At 73.3% G+C, this 20450-nt stretch carries 20 protein-coding genes and 1 pseudogene; 11 read left to right on the top strand and 10 right to left on the bottom strand.

What is annotated here, in order from left to right; genetic code table 11:
• Positions 1 to 5: 5 nt before the first annotated feature.
• The gene (locus HF577_RS25680; RefSeq protein ID WP_169398515.1) at positions 6 to 521 is read right to left on the bottom strand and encodes a GNAT family N-acetyltransferase; all 516 of its coding nucleotides are present in this window, start codon (positions 519 to 521) and stop codon (positions 6 to 8) included.
• Between the two features lie 268 nt (positions 522 to 789).
• Between HF577_RS25680 and HF577_RS25675 the strand changes: the two genes are divergently transcribed.
• Positions 790 to 1227: a DUF2127 domain-containing protein gene (locus HF577_RS25675; protein WP_169398525.1), complete on the top strand. Its 438-nt coding sequence runs from the start codon at positions 790 to 792 to the stop codon at positions 1225 to 1227.
• On the opposite strand, the gene HF577_RS25670 is transcribed toward HF577_RS25675, so the two are convergent.
• Positions 1211 to 1909, bottom strand: a complete 699-nt coding sequence (locus tag HF577_RS25670) for a DUF1345 domain-containing protein (RefSeq protein ID WP_246267242.1) — start codon at positions 1907 to 1909, stop codon at positions 1211 to 1213. The two genes, HF577_RS25675 and HF577_RS25670, sit on opposite strands and share 17 nt — an antisense overlap.
• A 100-nt stretch (positions 1910 to 2009) precedes the next feature.
• On the opposite strand from HF577_RS25670, the gene HF577_RS25665 reads away from it, so the two are divergent.
• From HF577_RS25665 to HF577_RS25645, 5 genes are read left to right on the top strand one after another with little or no spacing between them, the layout of a single operon-like run.
• The gene (locus HF577_RS25665; RefSeq protein ID WP_169398513.1) at positions 2010 to 4640 is read left to right on the top strand and encodes a PEP/pyruvate-binding domain-containing protein; all 2631 of its coding nucleotides are present in this window, start codon (positions 2010 to 2012) and stop codon (positions 4638 to 4640) included.
• Positions 4641 to 4700: 60 nt separating this feature from the next.
• Positions 4701 to 5519, top strand: a complete 819-nt coding sequence (locus HF577_RS25660; protein WP_169398512.1) for a hypothetical protein — start codon at positions 4701 to 4703, stop codon at positions 5517 to 5519.
• Between the two features lie 47 nt (positions 5520 to 5566).
• Positions 5567 to 6565, top strand: a complete 999-nt coding sequence (gene ku / locus HF577_RS25655; protein WP_169398511.1) for a non-homologous end joining protein Ku — start codon at positions 5567 to 5569, stop codon at positions 6563 to 6565.
• Positions 6562 to 6771 (top strand): hypothetical protein, encoded by a 210-nt coding sequence (locus HF577_RS25650; protein WP_169398510.1) that lies wholly within the window; start codon positions 6562 to 6564, stop codon positions 6769 to 6771. The genes ku and HF577_RS25650 overlap by 4 nt, the downstream gene beginning before the upstream one ends.
• Positions 6772 to 6827: 56 nt before the next feature.
• On the top strand, positions 6828 to 9011 hold the full coding sequence (locus HF577_RS25645) for a glycoside hydrolase family 15 protein (RefSeq protein ID WP_169398509.1): 2184 nt from the start codon (positions 6828 to 6830) through the stop codon (positions 9009 to 9011).
• Between the two features lie 9 nt (positions 9012 to 9020).
• Here the strand turns inward: HF577_RS25645 and HF577_RS25640 are convergent, their stop codons facing one another.
• Entirely contained in the window at positions 9021 to 9890 is an 870-nt protein-coding gene (locus HF577_RS25640) for a LysR family transcriptional regulator (RefSeq protein ID WP_169398508.1), read from the bottom strand.
• A 349-nt stretch (positions 9891 to 10239) separates the two neighbouring features.
• Between HF577_RS25640 and HF577_RS37630 the strand changes: the two are divergent.
• Positions 10240 to 10569: pseudogene (locus tag HF577_RS37630) on the top strand (SDR family NAD(P)-dependent oxidoreductase); the annotation flags it as partial.
• Positions 10484 to 10816, top strand: a complete 333-nt coding sequence (locus HF577_RS37625; RefSeq protein ID WP_211174822.1) for an SDR family oxidoreductase — start codon at positions 10484 to 10486, stop codon at positions 10814 to 10816. The pseudogene HF577_RS37630 and the gene HF577_RS37625, both read left to right, overlap by 86 nt.
• Positions 10817 to 10839: 23 nt before the next feature.
• On the opposite strand, the gene paaE is transcribed toward HF577_RS37625, so the two are convergent.
• Genes paaE through paaA form a run of 5 tightly spaced genes read right to left on the bottom strand, consistent with a single transcriptional unit; the run spans position 10840 to position 14685 of the window.
• Entirely contained in the window at positions 10840 to 11907 is a 1068-nt protein-coding gene (gene paaE, locus HF577_RS25630; RefSeq protein WP_169398524.1) for a 1,2-phenylacetyl-CoA epoxidase subunit PaaE, read from the bottom strand.
• 60 nt (positions 11908 to 11967) lie between these two features.
• On the bottom strand, positions 11968 to 12474 hold the full coding sequence (gene paaD / locus HF577_RS25625) for a 1,2-phenylacetyl-CoA epoxidase subunit PaaD (protein ID WP_407692238.1): 507 nt from the start codon (positions 12472 to 12474) through the stop codon (positions 11968 to 11970).
• Positions 12468 to 13388 (bottom strand): 1,2-phenylacetyl-CoA epoxidase subunit PaaC, encoded by a 921-nt coding sequence (paaC, locus tag HF577_RS25620; protein ID WP_169398507.1) that lies wholly within the window; start codon positions 13386 to 13388, stop codon positions 12468 to 12470. The genes paaD and paaC overlap by 7 nt, the downstream gene beginning before the upstream one ends.
• Entirely contained in the window at positions 13385 to 13744 is a 360-nt protein-coding gene (gene paaB, locus HF577_RS25615) for a 1,2-phenylacetyl-CoA epoxidase subunit PaaB (protein ID WP_169398506.1), read from the bottom strand. The genes paaC and paaB overlap by 4 nt, the downstream gene beginning before the upstream one ends.
• Entirely contained in the window at positions 13741 to 14685 is a 945-nt protein-coding gene (paaA, locus tag HF577_RS25610) for a 1,2-phenylacetyl-CoA epoxidase subunit PaaA (protein WP_169398505.1), read from the bottom strand. The genes paaB and paaA overlap by 4 nt, the downstream gene beginning before the upstream one ends.
• 152 nt (positions 14686 to 14837) lie before the next feature.
• On the opposite strand from paaA, the gene HF577_RS25605 reads away from it, so the two are divergent.
• Together HF577_RS25605 and HF577_RS25600 are read left to right on the top strand one after the other, a co-directional pair.
• Entirely contained in the window at positions 14838 to 15581 is a 744-nt protein-coding gene (locus tag HF577_RS25605; protein WP_312859381.1) for an ABC transporter ATP-binding protein, read from the top strand.
• Complete coding sequence (locus HF577_RS25600) at positions 15581 to 16894, top strand: ABC transporter permease (protein WP_169398503.1); 1314 nt, start codon at positions 15581 to 15583, stop codon at positions 16892 to 16894. The genes HF577_RS25605 and HF577_RS25600 overlap by 1 nt, the downstream gene beginning before the upstream one ends.
• Here HF577_RS25600 and HF577_RS25595 read toward each other — a convergent pair.
• Positions 16884 to 17507: a TetR/AcrR family transcriptional regulator gene (locus tag HF577_RS25595; protein WP_169398502.1), complete on the bottom strand. Its 624-nt coding sequence runs from the start codon at positions 17505 to 17507 to the stop codon at positions 16884 to 16886. The two genes, HF577_RS25600 and HF577_RS25595, sit on opposite strands and share 11 nt — an antisense overlap.
• Entirely contained in the window at positions 17504 to 18307 is an 804-nt protein-coding gene (locus HF577_RS25590; RefSeq protein WP_169398501.1) for an enoyl-CoA hydratase/isomerase family protein, read from the bottom strand. Before HF577_RS25590 ends, HF577_RS25595 begins: the two co-directional genes overlap by 4 nt.
• A 244-nt stretch (positions 18308 to 18551) precedes the next feature.
• Between HF577_RS25590 and HF577_RS25585 the strand changes: the two genes are divergently transcribed.
• On the top strand, positions 18552 to 20450 hold a 1899-nt coding region (locus tag HF577_RS25585; RefSeq protein WP_312859380.1), incomplete at its 3' end, for a S9 family peptidase.

Below are 20450 nucleotides of genomic sequence, written 5' to 3'. Positions count from 1 at the left end.
GAGGGTCAGGTGACAGTCGGCGCCGGTTGCAGCGGTTTCGCCATCCGCTGGGACGTGACCTCGTAGCCGAGGCTGCGATAGAGCCCGATCGCCGCGGTGTTCCTCCCGAAGACGTTCAGCTCCAGCCGCGGGACGCCCAGCCCGATCAGCTCCTCCTCGGCGGCGAGCAGGATGGCCCGGCCGTAGCCGTTGCCCCGGTACTCGGGGTGGACGGTGACGAAGAAGACCCAGGCCGCCTCCGGGCGGTCCGGCGGGGCGGGCAGAGCGCTCCAGATGTGGCCGACCGGCTGGTCGGCGACCCACGCGGTGCGGAACAGCATGCCGGGCGTCTCCAGAGCTCGGGGCAGCACCTCGTCGATCTTGCGCGCGGCCTCTTCCCGGGCGTCGGAGAGGGAGATCCGCCGGGCCTCGGCGACGCCTCCTGCGTGGCTCTCGAGCACGAGCAGGCGGATGGCGGCGTACTCGTCCGCAGTCGCCGGTTCGAGCCGCACGAGCGGCGTCTCCCGGTGGTGGCGACTCATCGGTTCACCGGCTGAGTGATCACGCCTCGATCATGTCCCGCCCGAGCCGGCCCGTCGTCGTTCGGGTGGAGGGCCTTCTCAGGCACCTACGCTGGACAGCGGCCTGCAGCAGCATCCTCGTGGGCCGCCGCGAACGGAGCGAGGCGATACATGGAGATCTTCGGGGGAACCGGCCGGGCGACGTGGCCGGTGATCGCGCGCTCGCCGGTGCGCCACCGTGGCTGACGTCCCGGCGGCGAACAGCACCGAGCGGCTGTTCAAGCTCGCCATGGTCATCAAGGGGCTGGACGGCGCGGCCGAGCTGATCGGCGCCATCGTGCTGCTCCTCGTGCCCGGCGCCGCGGTGCAGCATCTGGTGGCCGAGGTCATCAGCCGGGACCTGCTCGGCGCGCCCGACGGCCTCCTGGCGCGCCACCTCGTCGCCGGCACGGCGGAGTTCGCCTCGGGTAACCGCACCTTCGTGGTCCTCTACCTCGGGTTGCACGGCATCGTGAAGCTCGCGCTGGTGGTGGCGCTGCTGCGGCGGTGGGTGCCCGCGTACCCGGTGGCGGCCGTCGTGCTCGGCGTGTTCGTGGTCTACGAGCTGTACCGGGCCGTGCACACCGGCTCGGTGGTGTTGCCGCTGCTGGCCGCGCTCGACATCGTGATCATCATCCTGGTGATCCGCGAGTACCGGCTGCTACGGGCGCTCAGGACAGAGCATTGATCGCGCGGGCGACCACGAGCACCACGATGACCAGCGCGACGGCGGCCTGCACCAGCATCGTCAGCTTCGCCCACCGCGAGAGCGGCATCACGTCGGTGGGACTGAACGCCGTGGCGTTGGTGAAGGACAGGTAGACGTAGTCGACGAACGCGGGCTTCCAGTTGCGGGGGGCGAAGTCGGGGCTCTGCATCTGCTGGAACAGGAAGTCGGGCAGATCGGCCACGGCGTGCGCCCGTGCCGCCGGGCCACCCCGGTCCAGCTCCCAGTACACGAGCGCGAACGCCAGCATGTTGATCAGCCAGATCTCACCGCCCGCGAGGAGCAGCTCGACGGGAGGGGCCGGGCGCCCGCTCACCAGCTCCCCGACCAGTAGCACCACCGACCACGCGTTCGCCAGCACCACGAGCCCGGTCAGGCCGAGGCTGGCCATGCGCAGCGCGGACGACTGACGGTCGATGCGGAACGGGTTGACCACGACCAGCCCGACGAGCACCACGAACTCGAGCACCGGGAGGACGTACCGGGCCTGGGGCACCACCTGGTCGGGCAACATCAGCTGCAGGCCGATCGCCACGATCACCCCCACCACGACCGGCCATCGGTGTTCCCCCGGCGTACGCCGTCTCCAGGCGGGCCGCGCCGCAGCGCCGTGCCCGTCCACGCCGTCCACCTGGTCCACCACCGCACCGAGTGTGCCTGCTCGACGCGGTGGGGCGTCGAGAACCGGACACGCACTATTCAACAACTGTTGAGTTCGAGGCCTTTCGGCGCTACCGTCAGTCATGGCCGCCGAGGGTTTCGTCATCGATCTACGCCGGCTCCACTCGGGCGCGCTCGCCGAGGTGGGCGGAAAGGCAGCGAACCTCGGCGAGCTCATCACCATGGGGTTCCCGGTGCCGCCGGGTTTCGCCGTGACCACTGCGGCGTACGCCCAGATGGCGCGTGCCGCCGGCCTCGACCACGCGCTCGGCGGGGAGCCGGCACAGCTGGGCGAGCGGGCCCGCGCCACGCTGCTGGCCGCGCCCGTGCCGGGCGGCGTCGCCGACGCCGTGTGCCGGGCGTACCTGGCGCTGGGAGTGGACGTCCCGGTTGCCGTCCGGTCGTCGGCCACCGCGGAGGACCTGCCGGCGGCGAGCTTCGCCGGGCAGCAGGACACCTACCTCAACGTCGTCGGGGTCGGCGCCGTGCTCGACGCGGTGCACCGCTGCTGGGCCTCGCTGTGGACCGACCGGGCCGTCAGCTACCGGACCGGTACGGGGATCGACCATCGCGCGGTGCAACTGGCCGTCGTCGTCCAGCGGATGGTCGAAGCGCAGGTCGCCGGCGTGCTCTTCACGGCCGACCCGGTGACCGGCAAACGGACCCGCACCGTGCTCGACGCGAGCCCCGGGCTCGGGGAGGTGGTGGTGTCGGGTGCGGTGAACCCCGACCACGTCGTCGTCGAGGGCGACGGCCGGATCGTCGAGCACCGGCTGGGTGACAAGGCCGTCGAGGTGCGGCCGCTGGCGGGCGGTGGCACGGAGCAGGTCGTCACGGCCGACGGGGCGGCGCGGACGAGCCTGACCGACGACCAGATCGCGGCTCTCGTCGCGCTCGGGCGGCGCGTCGAGGCCCACTACCGCACCCCGCAGGACATCGAGTGGGCCATCGACGGCGACGGCACGCTGTGGCTCACCCAGTCCCGGCCGATCACCACGCTGCACCCGCTCCCCCACCCGGCGGGCGAGGGCCTGCGCATCTACTTCTGCGCCAGCCTGGCCCAGGGGCTCACGCGGCCGATCACGCCGATGGGTCTCTCGGCGTTCCGGGTGATCACGTCCGTCCCCGCCGCCGCGCTCGGCGTCCCGATCGCCGACCCGGTCGCCGGGCCGCCCGCGTTCGTCACGGCAGGTGGACGGGCGTTCGTCGACATCACGCCGGGCATGCGCAGTGCGGTCGGCCGCACCGTTCTCCCCCGAATCCTCGACGTCATGGAGGCCCGCTCGGCCGTGGTGCTCCGGGCGCTGTTCGACGAGCCCGCGCTCGCGGTCCGCACGACGTCGCGGTGGCCGTTCGTCCGGCGGGTGGTGGGCACGCTGGTGCACCACCGGGTGCCCCCGCTCCTCGTCCTGTCCGTGCTGCGCCCGGCCGTGGCGCGGCGGCGGGTCGACCGGATCGGTCACGGGCTACGCACCCTCACCCCGCTGCCGGCGGACGCCACCGCGGAACAGCGGCTGCACGAGGTGCAGCGGGCGCTGACCCACGTCTTCTCGATGATCCCCCGGGTCGCGCCGGTGTTCTTCGCCGGGCTGGCGATGCTCGCGGCGGCCCGCAAGCTCGCGGGCGGCGATCTCGACGAGGCGACCTCGCACGAGGTGCTGCGGTCCCTGCCGTACAACGTCACCACGGAGATGGACCTCGAGCTGTGGGGCCTCGCCACGCGGCTGCGCGCCGACGCCGGCTCCGCCGAGGCGCTCCGGGCGGCGCCGGCGGCGGAACTGGCAGCCCGGTACGGGGAGGGCACGCTGCCGCCCGTGCTGCAGGACGGGCTCGGCGCGTTCCTGCGCCGGCACGGCCACCGCGCCGTTGCCGAGATCGACCTCGGGATGCCCCGCTGGTCCGACGACCCGGCCCACGTGCTGGGCGTGCTGGCCAACTACCTGCGTCTCGAGGACCCCGAGCTCGCCCCGGACGCCGTGTTCGCCCGCGGCGCGGTGGGCGCCGACGCCGCCGTCGCGGCGGTGGTCGCGCGCGTGCGGCGCCGCGCCCGCGTCCGGGCGCTCGCGGTGCGGGTCGCGCTGCGGCGGGTACGCGAGCTGGCCGGGCTGCGCGAGACGCACAAGGACTTCCTGGTCCGGCTGCTGGCGCACGCGCGGACGGAGCTCCGGGCCGTCGGCGAGCTGCTCGCGGCACGCGGGCTGCTCAGCGACCCGGCCGACGTGTTCTTCCTCGACCTCGCCGAGGCACGTTCCGCGCTCGCGGGCGCCGACCACCGGACCACGGTGGTCCGGCGCCGGGAGGAGTACGACCGGGAGCTGCGGCGGCGGCACGTGCCGAGGGTGCTGCTCTCCGACGGCACGGAGCCGGAGACGCTCTGCCGGCCCGCCGACGTCGAGGGCGCGCTGACCGGCACCCCGGCCTCCGCCGGCACCGTCACCGCGACGGCACGGGTGGTGCTCGATCCGGTCGGCGCCCACCTGGAGCCGGGCGAGATCCTGGTCGCGCCCTCGACCGACCCCGGGTGGACGCCGCTTTTCCTCACCGCGGGTGGCCTGGTGATGGAGATGGGCGGGCCGAACTCGCACGGGGCCGTCGTCGCACGCGAGTACGGCATCCCCGCGGTCGTCGGGGTCGCCGACGCGACCACCCGGATCACGACCGGGCAGCAGGTGACGGTGGACGGCGCCGCCGGGCTGGTACGCGCGCCGGCCTGAGGCCCCCCGATCGGCCGACGACACCGGTTCGTCGACGACCCGGCGGGGCACTCCCCCGGCATGCCCGCGGATCTCGACCAGGTGGCCGACGAGCTCTACGCGCTGCCCCGCGACGAGTTCACCGCCGCACGCAACGCCGCCGTGAAGCGCGCCCGGCAGCAGGACGACAAGGAGCTGGCCGAGCAGATCGGCGCGCTGCGCCGGCCGTCGACGGCGGCCTGGCTGGTGAACCTGCTGTCGCGCGAGCATCCCGACGAGGTCGCGGCGCTCGTGGAGCTCGGGGACGGGCTGCGCGCGGCGCAGGACCAGTTGGAGGGTGAAGCCCTGCGCCGGCTGTCGCAGCAGCGCCACGAGGTGGTGCACGGGCTCGTCCAGCAGGCGAGGGCGCTGGCCCGGTCGGCGGGGCACCCGGCGAGCGAGGCGGTCGCGCGGGAGCTGAAGAACACCTTCACCGCCGCGGTCAACAGCAGCGCAGCCGCCCAGGCCGTCGCGGGTGGCCGGCTCACCACGGCGCTCGACCCCGCCGACGTGGATGGCCTGCCGGAGCAGGCGGCCGCGACCCCGGTGGCGCGGGACGACGCCGGGCCGGACCGGGACGAGCGGTTGCGCCGCGATCTCGAACGGGCGCGTTCCGCGGCCGCCGACGCCGACGCCGAGCGCGAGAAGGCGCAGGGCGAGCTGACCGACGCCGAACGCGCCGCGGACGACGCGGCCGGGACGCTGCGCGAGCTGCGCAGCCGCATCGAGGCCGCCGAGCAGGCCGAGCACGACGCGCGCAGGCGGGCCCGGTCGGCGCAGCGGGACCTCGACGCCGCCGATCGCGCGGCCCGCGAGGCGCAACGGCGGGTGCGGGACCTGGAGCGCCGGAAGCAGCACTAACGCGGCCCGCGACGGGGTACCTGGCCAGGGACGACAGGAGGCGCGCCATGGCACGGGCGATCTGGACGGGGTCCATCAGCTTCGGGCTGGTGTCGATACCGGTCGGTCTGTTCAGCGCGACGGAGGACCACACGATCCACTTCAACCAGTTCGAGCGCGGCACCGCCGACCGCATCCGCTACCAGCGGGTCAACGAGCGGACCGGCAAGGAGGTCGAGTACTCCGACATCGTGAAGGGCAAGGACGTCGGCGGCGGCGACTACGTGCTCGTCGAACCCGACGAGCTGGCCGACATCGCCCCGGGCCGCTCCCGCACGATCGACATCGTCACGTTCGTCGACCTCGACGAGATCGACCCCATCTTCTTCCAGAAGACCTACTGGCTCGCGCCCACCGCCGAGCAGTACGCCCGGCCCTACGCCCTGCTGCGCGAAGCGATGGCCCGCACCAACCGTGCGGGCATCGCCACGTTCGTCATGCGCGGCAAGGAGTACCTGACCGCCGTCCGCGCCGACGACGACGTGCTGGCGCTGGAGACCCTGTTCTTCGCCGACGAGATCCGCGACCGGTCGAGCCTGGACGAGCTGCCGGGGACGTCGAAGGCCAAGGGCAAGGAGATGGAGATGGCGACGGGGCTGATCGAGTCGATGAGCGGCCCGTGGCGCCCCGAGGACTTCCGCGACACGTTCACCGAGCGCGTGGAGAAGCTCATCGAGGACAAGCGCCGCGGACGCGAGATCGTCACCGAGGCGGAGCCGCCCGAGCCCACGGCGATGTCGGATCTGATCGCGGCGCTGGAAGCGAGCGTCGCGGAGGCGCGAGGTGGCCGGAAACCGGCCGGGACGAAGCCCAGCAAGGCGGGCGGAAAGAAGACGCGGAAGGCCGAACCGGAGGCGCCGGATCTGTCCGAGCTCAGCAAGGCCGACCTCGCCGCGATGGCGCGCGACCTCGATGTCGCGGGCCGCTCGTCGATGAACCGAGCCGATCTGGAGAAGGCGGTGGCGAAGGCGTCCGGGGCGGCGCAGAAGCGGCGGAAGGCGTCATGAGCGCCGCCTGCCCGTACTGCGCCGCACAGGCCGACCACTGCCACGGCACGCTGGTCCGGCACGCGGACGGCACCGTGGAGTGCACCGACGTGACCTGCCTCGAGCTCGGGGACGAGCGCCACGATCTCGTGGTCGTCTGTGAGGTGCAGCCGGACGGGTGCACCTGCGTGGTCACCCGTCAGGCTGAGGTCAGCCACTCAGAGTAGTTTCGATCGACGTCCGCGCCGGGAACAAGATCTCGTCACCCGAGCAAAGGACGACGATGACCGCTGCCCGGACCACCACGCTCCTCTTCGGCGCCGCCGCCGCGATGGCCGCCCTGCTGGTCGCGCCGCAGGCGAGCGCCGCCGAACCGGTGGCGCCCGGCGCCCCCGGCGAGAAGTCGACCTGGGCCCCTGCCGACAAGCACGGGTTCGGCACCTCCCGCACGCCCGACAGCGAGGTGTGGTTCACGTTGCGGCCGGGCGAGCTGAGCGAGGTGTACTACCCCGACCTCGGCACCCCGGCCTTGCGTGACCTCGAGTTCGTCGTCACCGACGGCGCCGGCCTCGTGGAACGCACCTCGGAGTCGGGGGGCTCCACCGCAGCGCCGGACGCGCGGGTGCCGGCGTACGAGCAGGTCGACGAGTCCCCGACGGGCCGCTGGCGGATGGTCCGGAGCTACGTCACCGACCCCGGACGTGACGTGGTGCTGGTGGACGTCCGGTTCACCTCGCTCGACGGGCGCCCGTACTCCGTCCACGCCGTGGCCGACCCGGCGCTGTCCAACGAGGGCGACGACGACCGCGCCGCTCTCGGGGAGTCCGACCTGGTCGCCTCGGACGGCGCAGCGGCGCTCTCGCTGGCCGCCGACACCGGGTTCGACGACCGGACTGTCGGTCACCTCGGCACGAGCGACGCCCGCACCGACCTGCTCGCGGACGGCGACCTGGACGCGCGCCATGCCGCCGCCGGCCTGGGCAACGTCGTGCTCGCCGGCCGGCTCGCCGGCATCACCGGCGTGGGTGACGCGCAGGAGGCCGTGGTCGCACTCGGTTTCGGCGCCGACACGGGCGCGGCGAGCACCGCGGCCGCCGACAGTCTCCGCGACGGCTTCGACACCGTCGCGGCCGCCTACACCGACGGCTGGCACCGCTACGTCGACGGGCTGCACGACGCTCCCGACAGCGCCGCAGGCATCGCCGACGCCTACTGGGCGTCGGTGGTGGTGAACGCCGCGTCCGAGGACAAGCGCAACCCGGGCGCGTTCGTGGCGTCGCCGAGCATGCCGTGGGTGTGGGGTCAGGAGGTGGACGACCTGTCGTCGCCGTCCGGCGCGTACCACCTCGTCTGGTCGCGGGACCTCTACCAGCACGCCACCGCCTTGCTGGCGGCGGGCGACCGGGCGGCCGCCGAGCGGGCGCTGGACTTCCTGCTGCTGCGCCAGCAACGCCCGGACGGGTCCTTCCCGCAGAACTCCGACGTCAGGGGCGCCACGGTCTGGGAGAACCTGCAGCTCGACGAGGTGGCCCTCCCGCTGGTGCTGGCCTGGCAGCTCGACCGCACCGACCAGCAGACCTATGACCGGGTCAAGCGCTCGGCCGAGTTTCTGCTGGGCTACGCCGGTGAACGCCCGGCGCCGTGGTCACCGCAGGAGCGCTGGGAGAACCAGAGCGGCTACTCGCCGGGCACCATCGCGGCGGAGGTCGCGGGCCTGGTGTGCGCGGCCGACCTCGCCCGCCGGGCCGGGGACACGGCGTCCGCCGACCGGTGGCTGGCGACGGCCCGCGACTGGGCGGGGCGGATCGAGGGCTGGACGGTCACCACGACCGGCCCCCTGTCCCCCGAGCCCTACTACCTGCGCCTCACCAAGGACGGCGACCCGAACGCCGCCACCGTCTACAACGTCGGTGACGGCGGCGCCGACCTCGACCAGCGTGCGGTGGTCGACCCGAGCTTCCTCGAGCTCGTCCGGCTGGGCGTCCGTAAGGCCGACGACCCGGTCGTCCGCAACACGCTGGCGGTGGTGGACCGCGAGCTGGGGGTCCAGACGCCGAACGGGCAGTTCTGGCACCGCTTCACCGACGACGGCTACGGCGAGGACGCCACCGGGGGTCTCTGGCGGCTGACCGACCCCGGCAGCCAGCAGACCACCGGGCGGGCCTGGCCGATCTTCGCGGGCGAGCGCGGGGAGTACGAGCTGCTGGCCGGGGACGGCGACCCCGCGGGGCGGCTGCAGGCGATGGCGGACTCGGCGAACGACGGGCTGATGATCGCCGAGCAGGTCTGGGACCAGCACGCCCCCTCCGGCGAGCCGGACTTCCCGACGGGCGAGGGCACGTACTCGGCCACGCCGTTGACGTGGTCGCACGCCCAGCTCGTGCGGCTGGCCTGGTCCATCGACGCAGGCCACCCGGTGGAGCGCCCGTCCGTGGTGGCGTGCGAGTTCCTCCGCGAGGACTGCTAGGAGGTCCGCTCAGGCGGCGCTCGGCTGCCCGGCCCCTGCGACGTGGTCGAAGAAGGCGCGGGCGGCGGGCGTGGAGTCCGCGCTCCCCAGTGCGATGGCCAGGGTGCGCGTGGGGGGCTGCTCGAGCGGGCGGATGACGACGCCGTCGAAGCCGGCGGGCAGGCCGAGCGTGGGCACGATGCTGACACCGAGGCCGGTGCCGACCATCTGCATGATCGCGGTGAGCTCCCTGGCCTCGTACGCGACGTCGAGGCGCGTCCCGGCGTTGCGGGCGGCCGCCATGATGACGGGCCCGCAGCCGCCGCTGGAGATGAACGGCTGCCCGGCGAGGGCGGAGATGCTGACACGGGGTCGCCCGGCGAGGGGATGCCCGGCCGGCAGGGCGGCGACCATCTCGTGGGTGTCGAGCACGGCGATCTCCCGGCCGGGGGCAGGCAGGAAGATCACCCCGACGTCGGCGGCGCCCTGGTCGAGCCAGGTGCGCACCTCGGGTTCCTCGCCCTCGAACAGACGCACCTGTACCTGGGGGTAGCGCTCGGCGAAGGTGCCCAGCTGGGGGGCGATGAGGGTGCCGGTGGCGCTGGGCACGCTGGCCAGGCGGAGGGTGCCGGTGACCTGTCCGCCGATCGCGGCCACCTCGGTGCGCAGCAGGTCGAAATGCGTCAGAGCGCCGCGGGCGTGGATGACCGCGCGGTGCCCCGCCTCGGTGAGGGTGATCCCGTCGCGGCGGCGGGTGAACAGCGATGTGCCCAGCTCGTCCTCGAGGGTGGCAACGGCCCGACTGACGGCGGGTTGGGACATGCCGATCTGCTCAGCGGCGCGGGTGAACCCGCCCTGCTCTGCGACCGCGAGCAGCACCCGGAGCTGCAACAACGTCATGACCAAACCTCCCGGCAATCATAGCAACGCCGACAAGCAACCATATCAGAAACGGTATTATATATCTCCTGATCAGATCAGTACCGTTATAAATGTGCGGGCGGGTGGCCAGGAGGGGGCACACCCGCCCGCACGGCACGACGCGCCCGAGAGGACGTGCTGGCCCGCGCTCGGGAGGGCAGGCAATGACCTCGAACAGAGAGCGACACATGATCTCCAGAAGAGTGCTGATCACCGGAGCGTCGAAGGGGATCGGGCACGCCCTTGCCGTGCCCCTCGCTGACGCAGGCCTCCGACCGGTGGGCATGGCGCGCACCGCACCTGCCGACTTCCCGGGGAGGGGTTCCACACCGTCGACCTCGCCGACCGCGCCGCCACCGCGACGGCACTGGACGACGTGCTGAGCAGCGGCGCCGTCGACGCCGTGGTCAACAACGTGGCACTCGTCCGCCCGGCGATGCTCGGGTCCGTCGACCTCGACCACCTGGTCGACGTCTACGACGTCAACGTCCGGGTCGCCGTGCAGGTCACGCAGGCCGCCCTGCCCGCCATGACCGCCCAGGGGCTGGGGGCGGATCATCAACGTCACCAGCATGGTCACGGTCGGCAAGGCCGACCGGACCTCCTACGGCGCCGCCAAGGCCGCGCTCGAGTTCTGCTCCCGCGCCTGGGCCGGTGAGCTCGCCACCACGGGGATCACCGTCAACTCGGTCGCCCCGGGCCCGACCGAGACCGAGCTGTTCCGGGGCATCAACCCGCCCGGGTCGGCGGGCGAGGCGCGCTACCTCTCCGGCGTCCCGATGGGCCGGTTCGGCCGGCCGTCCGAGATGGCGGCGGCGATCTTCTTCCTCCTCTCCGAGGAGGCCGGGTTCATCACCGGGCAGACGCTGCGCGTCGACGGCGGGGGCAGCGTCGCCGTCGCGTGACCATCGGGCCCGGCCGACGCGGCTCAGCTGTCGAAGTCGACCGTCACGTCCTCGGTGACCGGCCGGGACTGGCAGGTCAGGACGAACCCGGCCGCCACCTCGTCGTCCTCGAGGGCGAAGTTGCGCCGCATCGTCACCTCGCCCACCGTGACGCGGGCCCGGCACGTGCCGCAGACCCCGCCCTTGCACGCGAACGGCAGGTCACCGCGCACCTTCTGCGCGGCGTCGAGGATGCTCTCGTCCCGCGGCAGCGTCAGGGTCGTGGCCCGCCCGTCGAGCACGACGGTGACGTCGCTGGTCTCGCCGTCGGTCCCGGGCTCGGTCCGGGACAGCTCCGGCGGCGGCTCGTCGACGTAGAACAGCTCCCGGTGCACCCGCTGCCGGGGCACGCCGAGCTCCACGAGCACCGCCTGGGCGTCGGTGGTCAGCCCGAGCGGACCACAGAGCCACCAGTGGTCGACGTCCGCCACGTCGACGAGCGCACCCAGCAGCAGGCGCAGCCGCGCGGCGTCGAGTCGTCCGGAGAAGACCTCGGCGGCCATCGGCTCCCGGGAGAGCACGTGCACGAGTTGCAGGCGGGGGCCGTGGACGTTCTTGAGGTCGGCGAGCTCCTCGGTGAACATCACCGTGTCGGTGCGGCGGTTGCCGTAGAACAGCGTGACTCGGGTGTCGTCGTGGGCGGCCAGCACGGACGCCGCGATCGACAGCACGGGGGTGATCCCCGAACCGGCGGCGACGAGGCCGTGGTGGGCGCCGGGCTCCAGGTCGGGGGTGAACGAGCCGGCGGGTGGCGCGACCTCGATCTCGTCGCCCGGCTGCACGCGGTCGACCAGCCACTCGGAGAAGAGCCCGGTGTCGACCCGCCGCACCCCGACCTTCGGCGACGCCCCGGCCGGGGCGCAGATCGAGTAGGAGCGACGCTCCTCGCCGTCGTCCACGACCATGCGCAGCGTCAGGTACTGGCCGGGGCGGAACGCGAAGGTCTCCCGCAGGTGCTCGGGCACCTCGAACGTGACGGCCACCGCGTCGGAGCAGAGCCGTTCGACGGCGGCCACGCGCAGGAGCCGGAAGCCGCCGGCAGCAGGCGACACGACATCGTCGGCCCGATCGGCAGCACGGTCGCGGGTGGCGATCTCGGTGGCCGGCACCACTCAGATCTCCTTCATGTGCTCGAACGGCTCCCGGCACGCCGGGCAGCGGCGCAGTGCCGTGCACGCCGTGGGTCCGAACCGGGAGATCTCCTCGGTGGTCGGCGCCCCGCACCGGGGGCAGCGCACCGCGGCCGACGGCGCGGTCAGCGTGAGCGGCACCGGCCCGGCGGCCCGCGGCCCGGCGCGCCCTGGCGCCGCGATGCCGTGCTCCGTGAGCTTGCGCCTGCCCTCGTCGGAGATCCAGTCGGTGCTCCACGGCGGCGAGAGCACGGTGCGCACCTGCACCTGGGCGAACCCGGCCTCGGCGAGGGTGACGCGCAGGTCGTCGCGCATGGCGTCGATGGCGGGGCAGCCCGAGTAGGTGGGCGTGATCGTCACGGTGACGGCGTCGGCCACCACGTCGACGTCGCGGATGACGCCGAGGTCGGCCAGCGTGAGCATGGGCATCTCCGGGTCCACCACCGCAGCGGCCGCCGCCCGCGCGCGGACCTCGGCTCCGGTCACCACGTCGCCCCCGGGTGTTGGCGCGCCAGGCTCTGCATCTCCGCGAGCACGTGTCCCAACTGCTCGGTGTGCAGGCCCTGGCGGCCACCGCGCCCGCCGATGGTCCCGATGGCCGGGCGCTGCGGACGCGTGAGCGTGGCCGCCGCGAGCACCTCGTCGAGCACGGCGTCGACCTCGTCGCGGACGTCGGCCGGGTCGACCGCGACACCCGAGGCGGCCAGGCTGCGTTCCACGTCGGAGGTGCGGAAGAGCTCCCCGACGTAGGGCCACACGCCCTCCAGCGCCGCCTGCATCCGCCGGTGCGACTCAGGGGTGCCGTCGCCCAGGCGCACCGTCCAGCGGGCGGCGTGGTCACGGTGGTAGGCCACCTCCTTGACGCCCTTGCCCGCCACGGCAGCGAGCACCGGGTCGCGCGAGCCGAGCAGCCGCTGGAGCAATGCGAGGCGCCAGGTGGAGAACAGCAGCAGCCGGGCGATCGCGCGGGCGAAGTCGAGGCCGTCGCCCAGCTCCGCCAGCGCGACGTTGTGGAACTCGGCCTCCGTGCGCAGGTAGGCCAGCGCGTCCTCGTCGCGCTGCCCGCCTTCGACGTGCCCCGCCCTGGCGAGCAGGACGCGGGCCTGCCCGAGCAGGTCGAGCGCGATGTTGGCGAGCGCTACGTCCTCCTCCAGCTCGGGGGCGTTGCTGACCCACTCCGAGAGGCGGTGGCTGCAGATCAGGGCGTCGTCGCCGAGCATGAGGCAGTACTGCGCGAGCTCGCCCGCGTCGACACCGTCGGGCACCGGCGAGGTGATCTCGGCCTGCACGTCCTCGACGCCCGACCCGAACGCCCAGCGCGGGTCGTCGTGCCCGACCGTCTCCGCGAGCGACTGGTAGGCGTTGGTCGCGTCCTGCTCCTCGGTGTGCGAGTGCGTGTTCACAGGTGCGGCACGTCCTCGGGGATCGCGTAGAAGGTGGGATGCCGGTAGACCTTGTCGCCCGCCGGCGCGAAGAACGGGTCCTTCTCCGCCGGGCTCGACGCGGTGATGTCGTCGGCGCGGACCACCCAGATGCTCACGCCCTCGTTGCGGCGGGTGTAGAGGTCGCGGGCGTTGTGCAGGGCCATCTCGGCGTCGGGTGCGTGGAGGGAACCGACGTGCACGTGGTTGAGCCCGCGCTTGCCGCGGACGAACACCTCGTAGAGCGGCCAGCTGCGCCGCTTGGGCTCCCCCGAGCCCGTCTCCACGCCCGTCGTGGGGACGGCGCCGTGCCCGCCCTCGGCGGTGTACTCGCTCATGCCGCCGTCTCCTTCAGTCGCCGGGCCGCCTGCTTCTCGGCGTAGGCCTGGGCGGCCTCGCGCACCCAGGCGCCGTCCTCGTGGGCCCGGCGCCGGTGCGCCAGCCGCTGCGCGTTGCACGGGCCCGAGCCGGCCAGCACGGCCTTGAACTCGTCCCAGTCCGGCTGGGTGTAGTCGTGCGCCCCGCGCTCGTCGTTCCATCGCAGGCCGGGGTCGGGCAGCGTGACGCCGAGCGCGGCGGCCTGCGGCACCGTCATGTCGACGAAGCGCTGGCGCAGCTCGTCGTTGGTGTGGCGCTTGATGCCCCAGGCCATCGACTGCGCGGAGTTCGGTGAGTCGGCGTCCGGCGGCCCGAACATCATCAGCGACGGCCACCACCAGCGGTCGACCGACTCCTGCACCATCTCCCGCTGGGCGATGGTGCCGTGCACCATCGCCAGCAACAGCTCGTAGCCCTGCCGCTGGTGGAACGACTCCTCCTTGCAGATCCGCACCATCGCCCGCGCGTAGGGGCCGTAGGAGCAGCGGCACAGCGGCACCTGGTTGCAGATCGCGGCGCCGTCGACGAGCCAGCCGATCACGCCGATGTCGGCGTAGCTCAGCGTCGGGTAGTTGAAGATCGAGGAGTACTTCTGCTTCGACTCGATCAGCTTCTCGGTGAGCTCCTCGCGGTCGACGCCGAGCGTCTCCGCCGCGGAGTACAGGTACAGGCCGTGCCCGGCCTCGTCCTGCACCTTGGCCAGCAGGATCGCCTTCCGGCGCAGGCTCGGGGCGCGCAGGATCCAGTTGCCCTCCGGCTGCATGCCGATGATCTCGGAGTGCGCGTGCTGGGCGATCTGTCGGATCAACGTCCGGCGGTAGGCCTCAGGCATCCAGTCCCGCGGCTCGATCCGCTGGTCGGCGGCGATCGTCTCCTCGAACCGGGCCTCGAGCGCGTCCATCGGGCGTTCCTCCCAACCGAATGTTCGTTCGGTTCCATCGTGCCGTACCGCGCAGTCCGACGCAAGAGCCCGCCGCGCCGCTGGGCCCGGTCCAGGGGCAGCACAGGGTCATCCCCGATGAGGCCGAGGTCCCGGCCCGAGAAGGTGGGGAGGTGAACGCCGATGGTGGGTCAGCGGTGCGGTTCGACCGGGTGAGCAGAACGTACGGCGGCGGTCCCACGGGGGTGGCGGCGCTGCGCGAGGTGAGCCCACAGTTCCGGCGCGGAAGCTTCACCGCCGTGATGGGCCCCTCCGGATCGGGCAAGAGCACGCTGCTGCACTGCGGCGCCGGGCTCGACCGGCCCACGTCGGGTTCGGTGTGGATCGGAGGTGCCGACCTTGCGGGGATGTCGCAGGCCCAGCTGGCCGTGTTGCGGCGGGACCGGGTGGGGGTGGTGTTCCAGTCGTTCAACCTGGTGCCCTCGCTCACCGCCGAGCAGAATGTCCTCCTTCCTGCACGGCTGGGACGGCGCCGTCCCGAGCGGACCCGGCTGCGCGAGATCTTCGACCAGGTCGGGCTGACCGGCCGGGAGCGGCGTCGCCCGGGCGAGCTGTCGGGTGGCCAGCAGCAGCGGGTGGCGATCGCCCGAGCCCTGCTCAGCCGGCCGGAGGTGATCTTCGCGGACGAGCCGACCGGAGCGCTGGACCGGAGCACGGGCAAGGAGGTGCTGGCGCTTCTGCGCGCGGCCGTCGACGAGCACGGACAGACCGTGGTGATGGTGACCCATGATCCGGAGGCAGCCACGTGGGCGGATCGGGTGCTGTTCCTGACCGACGGGCGGGTGGTCGACGAGTTGGACCGGCCGACGGCACGGCAGGTGACCGAAAGACTGAGCCGGACGGACGGGCAGCCGTGATGCCGACGGCACTCGCGTGGAGCAACGTCCGTTCCAACCGGACCTCCCTCGTCGCCGCCTTCACCGCCATCACGCTGGCGGTCATGCTCGTCGTCGGGGCAGGGCTGCTCCTGACCAGCGCCCACGGCGACGGCCGGCTGCGCGACCTGATGTCGTTGTTCGCGGTGACCGCCGGCCTGTCGGGGTTCGTGTCGATCTTCGTGGTGGCCGGGACGCTGAGCCTGCACGTCCTGCAGCAGCGCCGCACCTGGGGCCTGCTGCGCGCCGTGGGGATGACCCCGGGTCAGGTGCGACGGCTGGTCGTGGCCGAGGCCCTGACCGTTGCGGCCGTTGCCTGCGTCGCCGGGAGCGCGCTCGCCGTGCCGCAGGCGAGCGTCACAGCAGCGTTCCTCACGCGGGTGGGGCTCGCGCCCGGGGGGTTCGAGGTCGCTCTCGCTGCGCCACCGTTCATCGTGGGCGCGGCGGTCGGGATCGTCGTCACGCTGCTGGCGGCGCTGACCGCCTCGAGGACAGCTGCCCGGGTGGGGCCACTGGAGGTGCTGCGTGACAGCGCCGCCCCGGCCCGGGTGTTGCCCTGGCGGCGAGCGGCGGTCGGCCTCGCGGCGCTGACCGGCGGAGGTGTCCTTCTGCGCGTCACGTCCACCGCATCACTGACGGACGCGGTGCCACTGGGCGTGGTCGTCACCATGGCCCTGTGCGTCGCAGGCTCGGCATTCGGCCCGGTTCTGCTGCGCGTGGTGGGTGGGCTGCTCGCGGCGCCGATCGCCGCGCTCGATCCCGGCCCGGGCGCGCTGGCCCGTGCCGCGGTCACCGTCCAGCCCCGGCGGGCGGCCGCGGTGGCGTCCCCCGTCATGCTGACGGTCGCGCTGGCCTGCACGTTCGTGTTCGCGATCGCGATCGCCGACACCTCGGACGGCAGAGAGCGTGCCGGCGTCCAGTTCTGGGCCGTCGTCCTGCTCATCGGCACGGCGGTGGTCTACACGATGATCTCGGTGCTGAACTCGACGGCCATGTCGATGAGCACCAGGGCGTCAGAGCTCCGGCTGCTGCGTTCGACCGGGGCCACGCCCCGACAACTGGCCAGGGCCCTGTGCTGGGAGTCCCTGATCGCCACCTGCTCCGGCACTCTGGTCGGGACGCTGATCGCGGTCGTCTCGCTCGGCGCCGTCAGTCTGGCGGGCACGGGCGCCCCCTGGTTCGGCTTCTCGCTTCCGCTCTACCTCGCCCTGGTCGGGCTGTGCGCGGCGGGCGGCGTGCTCGGCGCGCTGCTCTCCACCCGTCGAGCCAGGCGCGGCTCGCTGGTCACCGGCTGATCCGGCCGGCTCCGTCAGCCGGCAGGATCCCCTCGAACACCGCACGGGTCACGTCCTCGGGGAGGGTGGCCGCGCCGGGACGTCCGGGGCGGTACCACTCGACCACGGAGTTCACGAGGCCCGAGAGCAGCCGCGCGGCCAGCGCCGGCTCGACGCCCTGGCGGATCTCCCCGGCCTCGACCGCCTCCCGCACCAGCGCCGCGATCTGCGCGTCGAACGCACGGCGGCGCTCCAGCGCCCACCGCTCGCTCTCGGTGTTGCCACGCACGCGCAGCAGGAGCGTGACGTAGGGCAGGTCCCGCTGGAGCAGCGCCACCTGCCCGCCGACGATGTGCCGCAGCCGGGCCAGCGGCGTGCCCGTGGTGGCGCCGGGCTCGTCGAGCAACCCGAACAGGCCGCCCAACGCGCGCTCCAGCGCGGCCCGCAGCAGTGCCTCCTTGCCCGCGAAGTGGTGGTAGAAGGACGACTTGGTGATCCCGGCGGCCCGGGAGAGGTCCTCCATGCTCGTGGCGTCGTAGCCGCGGGTGATGAACTCCCCCACCGCCACCTCGAGCAGCGAGCCGGCCCCGCCGCTGGGCCTACGCGCCCGGCGGCCTGCCGTCTCCGTCGTCATCGACCCTCGAACGTCGGGCGGCGCTTGGCCAGGAAGGCCTCGACGGCGCCCGCGTGGTCGGCCGTGACCGCCAGCCGCGCCTGGGCGGCGCCCTCCGCCGCGAGGACCTCCGGCAGCTTGGCGACCGCGCCCAGCCGCACCGCCTGCTTGACCTCGGCGTACGCCTTCGTCGGCCCGGCGGCCAGGCGCCGGGCCAGGTCCGTGGCGGTGGACAGCACCTCATCGGCAGGCACGACGGCGCGCACCAGCCCCCACGCCTGCGCGTCCTCCGCGGTGAACGGCTCCCCCAGCAACAGCAACTCGGTGGCCCGGGAGACGCCGACGGCGTGGGCGAGGCTCGCCGAGAGCCCGGAGTCGGCGGTGAGCCCGATCCCCGTGAAGGCGGTGGCGAACTTGAGCCCGGCCGCGGCGATCCGGAGATCGCAGGCGAGCGCGAACCCGAGACCGGCGCCGACACACGGGCCGTTGATCGCGGCGACCACGGGGAACGGCAGGGCGGTCAGCCCCGCGACGATCGGGTTGTAATGCTCGGTGACGGTGTCGAAGGCCGTAGACGGCTCCGTGCGCAGCGCCTCGGCGTGCTCCACCAGGTCCTGCCCGACGCAGAACGCCTTGCCCGCCCCCGTCAGCACGAGCGCACGGACGTCGTCGGCCTTCGCGAGCTCCTCCACCGCGGCCAGCAGCGCCGACTTGAGCTCGACGGTGAGCGCGTTGTACCGCGCCGGACGGTTCAGCGTGAGCAGTGCGACCGCCGGATCAGCGTCGTCGCGCGTGACGAGCACAGCAGGGTCGTCGGGCATCGGGACATGCTAACGACCGACCGAACGATCGGTCGACAGTGTCGTCCCTCGCGGGACACGGGGCGCGACCTCGGCAGGTGCGTCGGGTCGTCGGCAGAGATCGACATGCAACGATTTCACCGACACTTTCCTGCGACCACTCGACGTTCCCGCGTCGACAGAAACGGTGACCGTGACTATTCGCCCGAATTCGGAAACCACCGTCGCGCCCTTCGGTGAATGGGACTCACCGATCACCGCCGCGGTGGCCACCGCGGGGATGAGCGCCGGGCGGATCGGTGCTCCCGCGTACGTCGGGACCGTCGGCGAGGAGGTGTGGTGGGTCGAGCCCCGACCCGAGGAGGACGGTCGCATGGTGCTCGTGCGGAGCCGCCCGGACCGTCCCGCACTGGCACTGCTGCCCTCGCCATGGGACGTGCGCAGCCGGGTGATCGAGTACGGGGGGCGGCCGTGGGCGGCCGCCGCCGGGGACCGGGGCGTGCTCGTGGTGTTCGTGAACCTCGCCGACCAGCGGCTGTACGCCTACGAGCCCGACGTCGACGGGGCCGAGCCACGGCCGCTGACCCCGCTCTCCCCGGTCGGGGGCGGGCTGCGCTGGGCCGAGCCCGAGATCGACCTCGGCCGCGGCGAGGTCCGCTGCGTACTGGAGGAGTTCACCGGCGACGGCCCCCTGGACGTACGCAGGGTGCTCGCCGCCGTCCCGCTGGACGGAGCGGCCGCGGAGGACCGGTCCGCCGTCCGCGAGCTGTGCGACGACCGGCGCCGGTTCGTCTCCGGCCCCCGGTACTCCCCGGACGGCTCCCGCGCGGTGTGGCTGGCGTGGGACCACCCGCACATGCCGTGGGACGCGGCGGAACTCGTGATCGCCGACGTCGCCGAGGACGGCCGTCTACACCGGGCACGCACGCTGATCGGCGGTCCGGGCGATCCGGTCGCCCAGGCCGAATGGCTGCCGGGCGGTGGCCTGCTGGTCGCCTCCGAGCGCACCGGATGGTGGAACCTCTACCGCGTCGACCCGGGCACAGGTGATGCCGTGGCGCTGCATCCGGCCGAGGAGGAGTTCGCCGGACCCCAACGCCTCGGCCTGCGCTGGTTCGTCCCACTTCCGGACGGGCGGGTCGCCGTGTTGCACGGGGTCGGCCCGCAGCGACCTGCCGTGCTCGACGCGGCCACCGGGGAGCTCACCGAGATCCCCGGGGAGCGGTCCGAGTGGTTGCCGTTCCTGGCGGCATCGGGCACCCGGGTGGTCGGCATCGCCGCGAGCCCGTCGCAGGGCTATGCCGTCGTCGAGATCGACGCGACCACCGGGCGGAGCAGGGTTCTCAGCGAGCAGCGCGACGGCGTGGATCCCGAGGTCCTTCCCGAACCGGTGGAGCGCGTCGTCACCGCTCCGGACGGGCGGCAGATCCACGCGCAGGTGTATCCGCCGCGCAACGCCGCCTTCCGCGCGCCGGAGGGCGAGCTGCCCCCGTATGTGGTGTGGGTGCACGGTGGCCCCACCGCCCGGGCCCCACTCGCGCTCAACTTGGAGATCGCCTACTTCACCTCGCGCGGCATCGGGGTGGTCGAGGTCAATCACGGGGGCTCCACCGGGTACGGGCGCGCCTACCGGGAGCGGCTGCGGGAGCAGTGGGGCGTGGTGGACGTGGAGGACTGCGCGGCGGTCGCGCGAGCGCTCGCCGACGAGGGGTCGGCCGCCCCCGGACGGCTGGCGATCCGCGGCGGCAGCGCCGGCGGCTTCACCGCCGCGGCCTCGCTGGTGTCGACCGACGTCTACGCCTGCGCCACGATCCAGTGTCCGGTCCTCGACCTGCAGGACTTCGCCTCGGGTGAGACGCACGACTTCGAGTCCCGCTACCTGGACGCGCTGATCGGCCCGCCGGCGGAGGTGCCCGAGCGCTACCGGGACCGCTCCCCCACCTCCCACCCGGACCGCTTCACCGTGCCCTTCCTGATCCTGCAGGGCACGGACGACGTGATCTGCCCGCCCGCGCAGTGCGAGCGGTTCCTGGCACGGATGGCCGGCCAGGACGTTCCCCACGCCTACCTCACCTTCCAGGGCGAGGGCCACGGCTTCCGGCGCCAGGACACCATGGTCACCTGCCTGGAGGCCGAACTGTCCCTGTACGGACAGGTCTGGCAC

The sequence above is a fragment of the Pseudonocardia xinjiangensis genome (genome assembly GCF_012911925.1).
Classification (GTDB): domain Bacteria; phylum Actinomycetota; class Actinomycetes; order Mycobacteriales; family Pseudonocardiaceae; genus Pseudonocardia; species Pseudonocardia xinjiangensis.
Note: the sequence above shows the minus strand (reverse complement) of the source record. Positions and strands in the feature narration are given on the sequence as shown.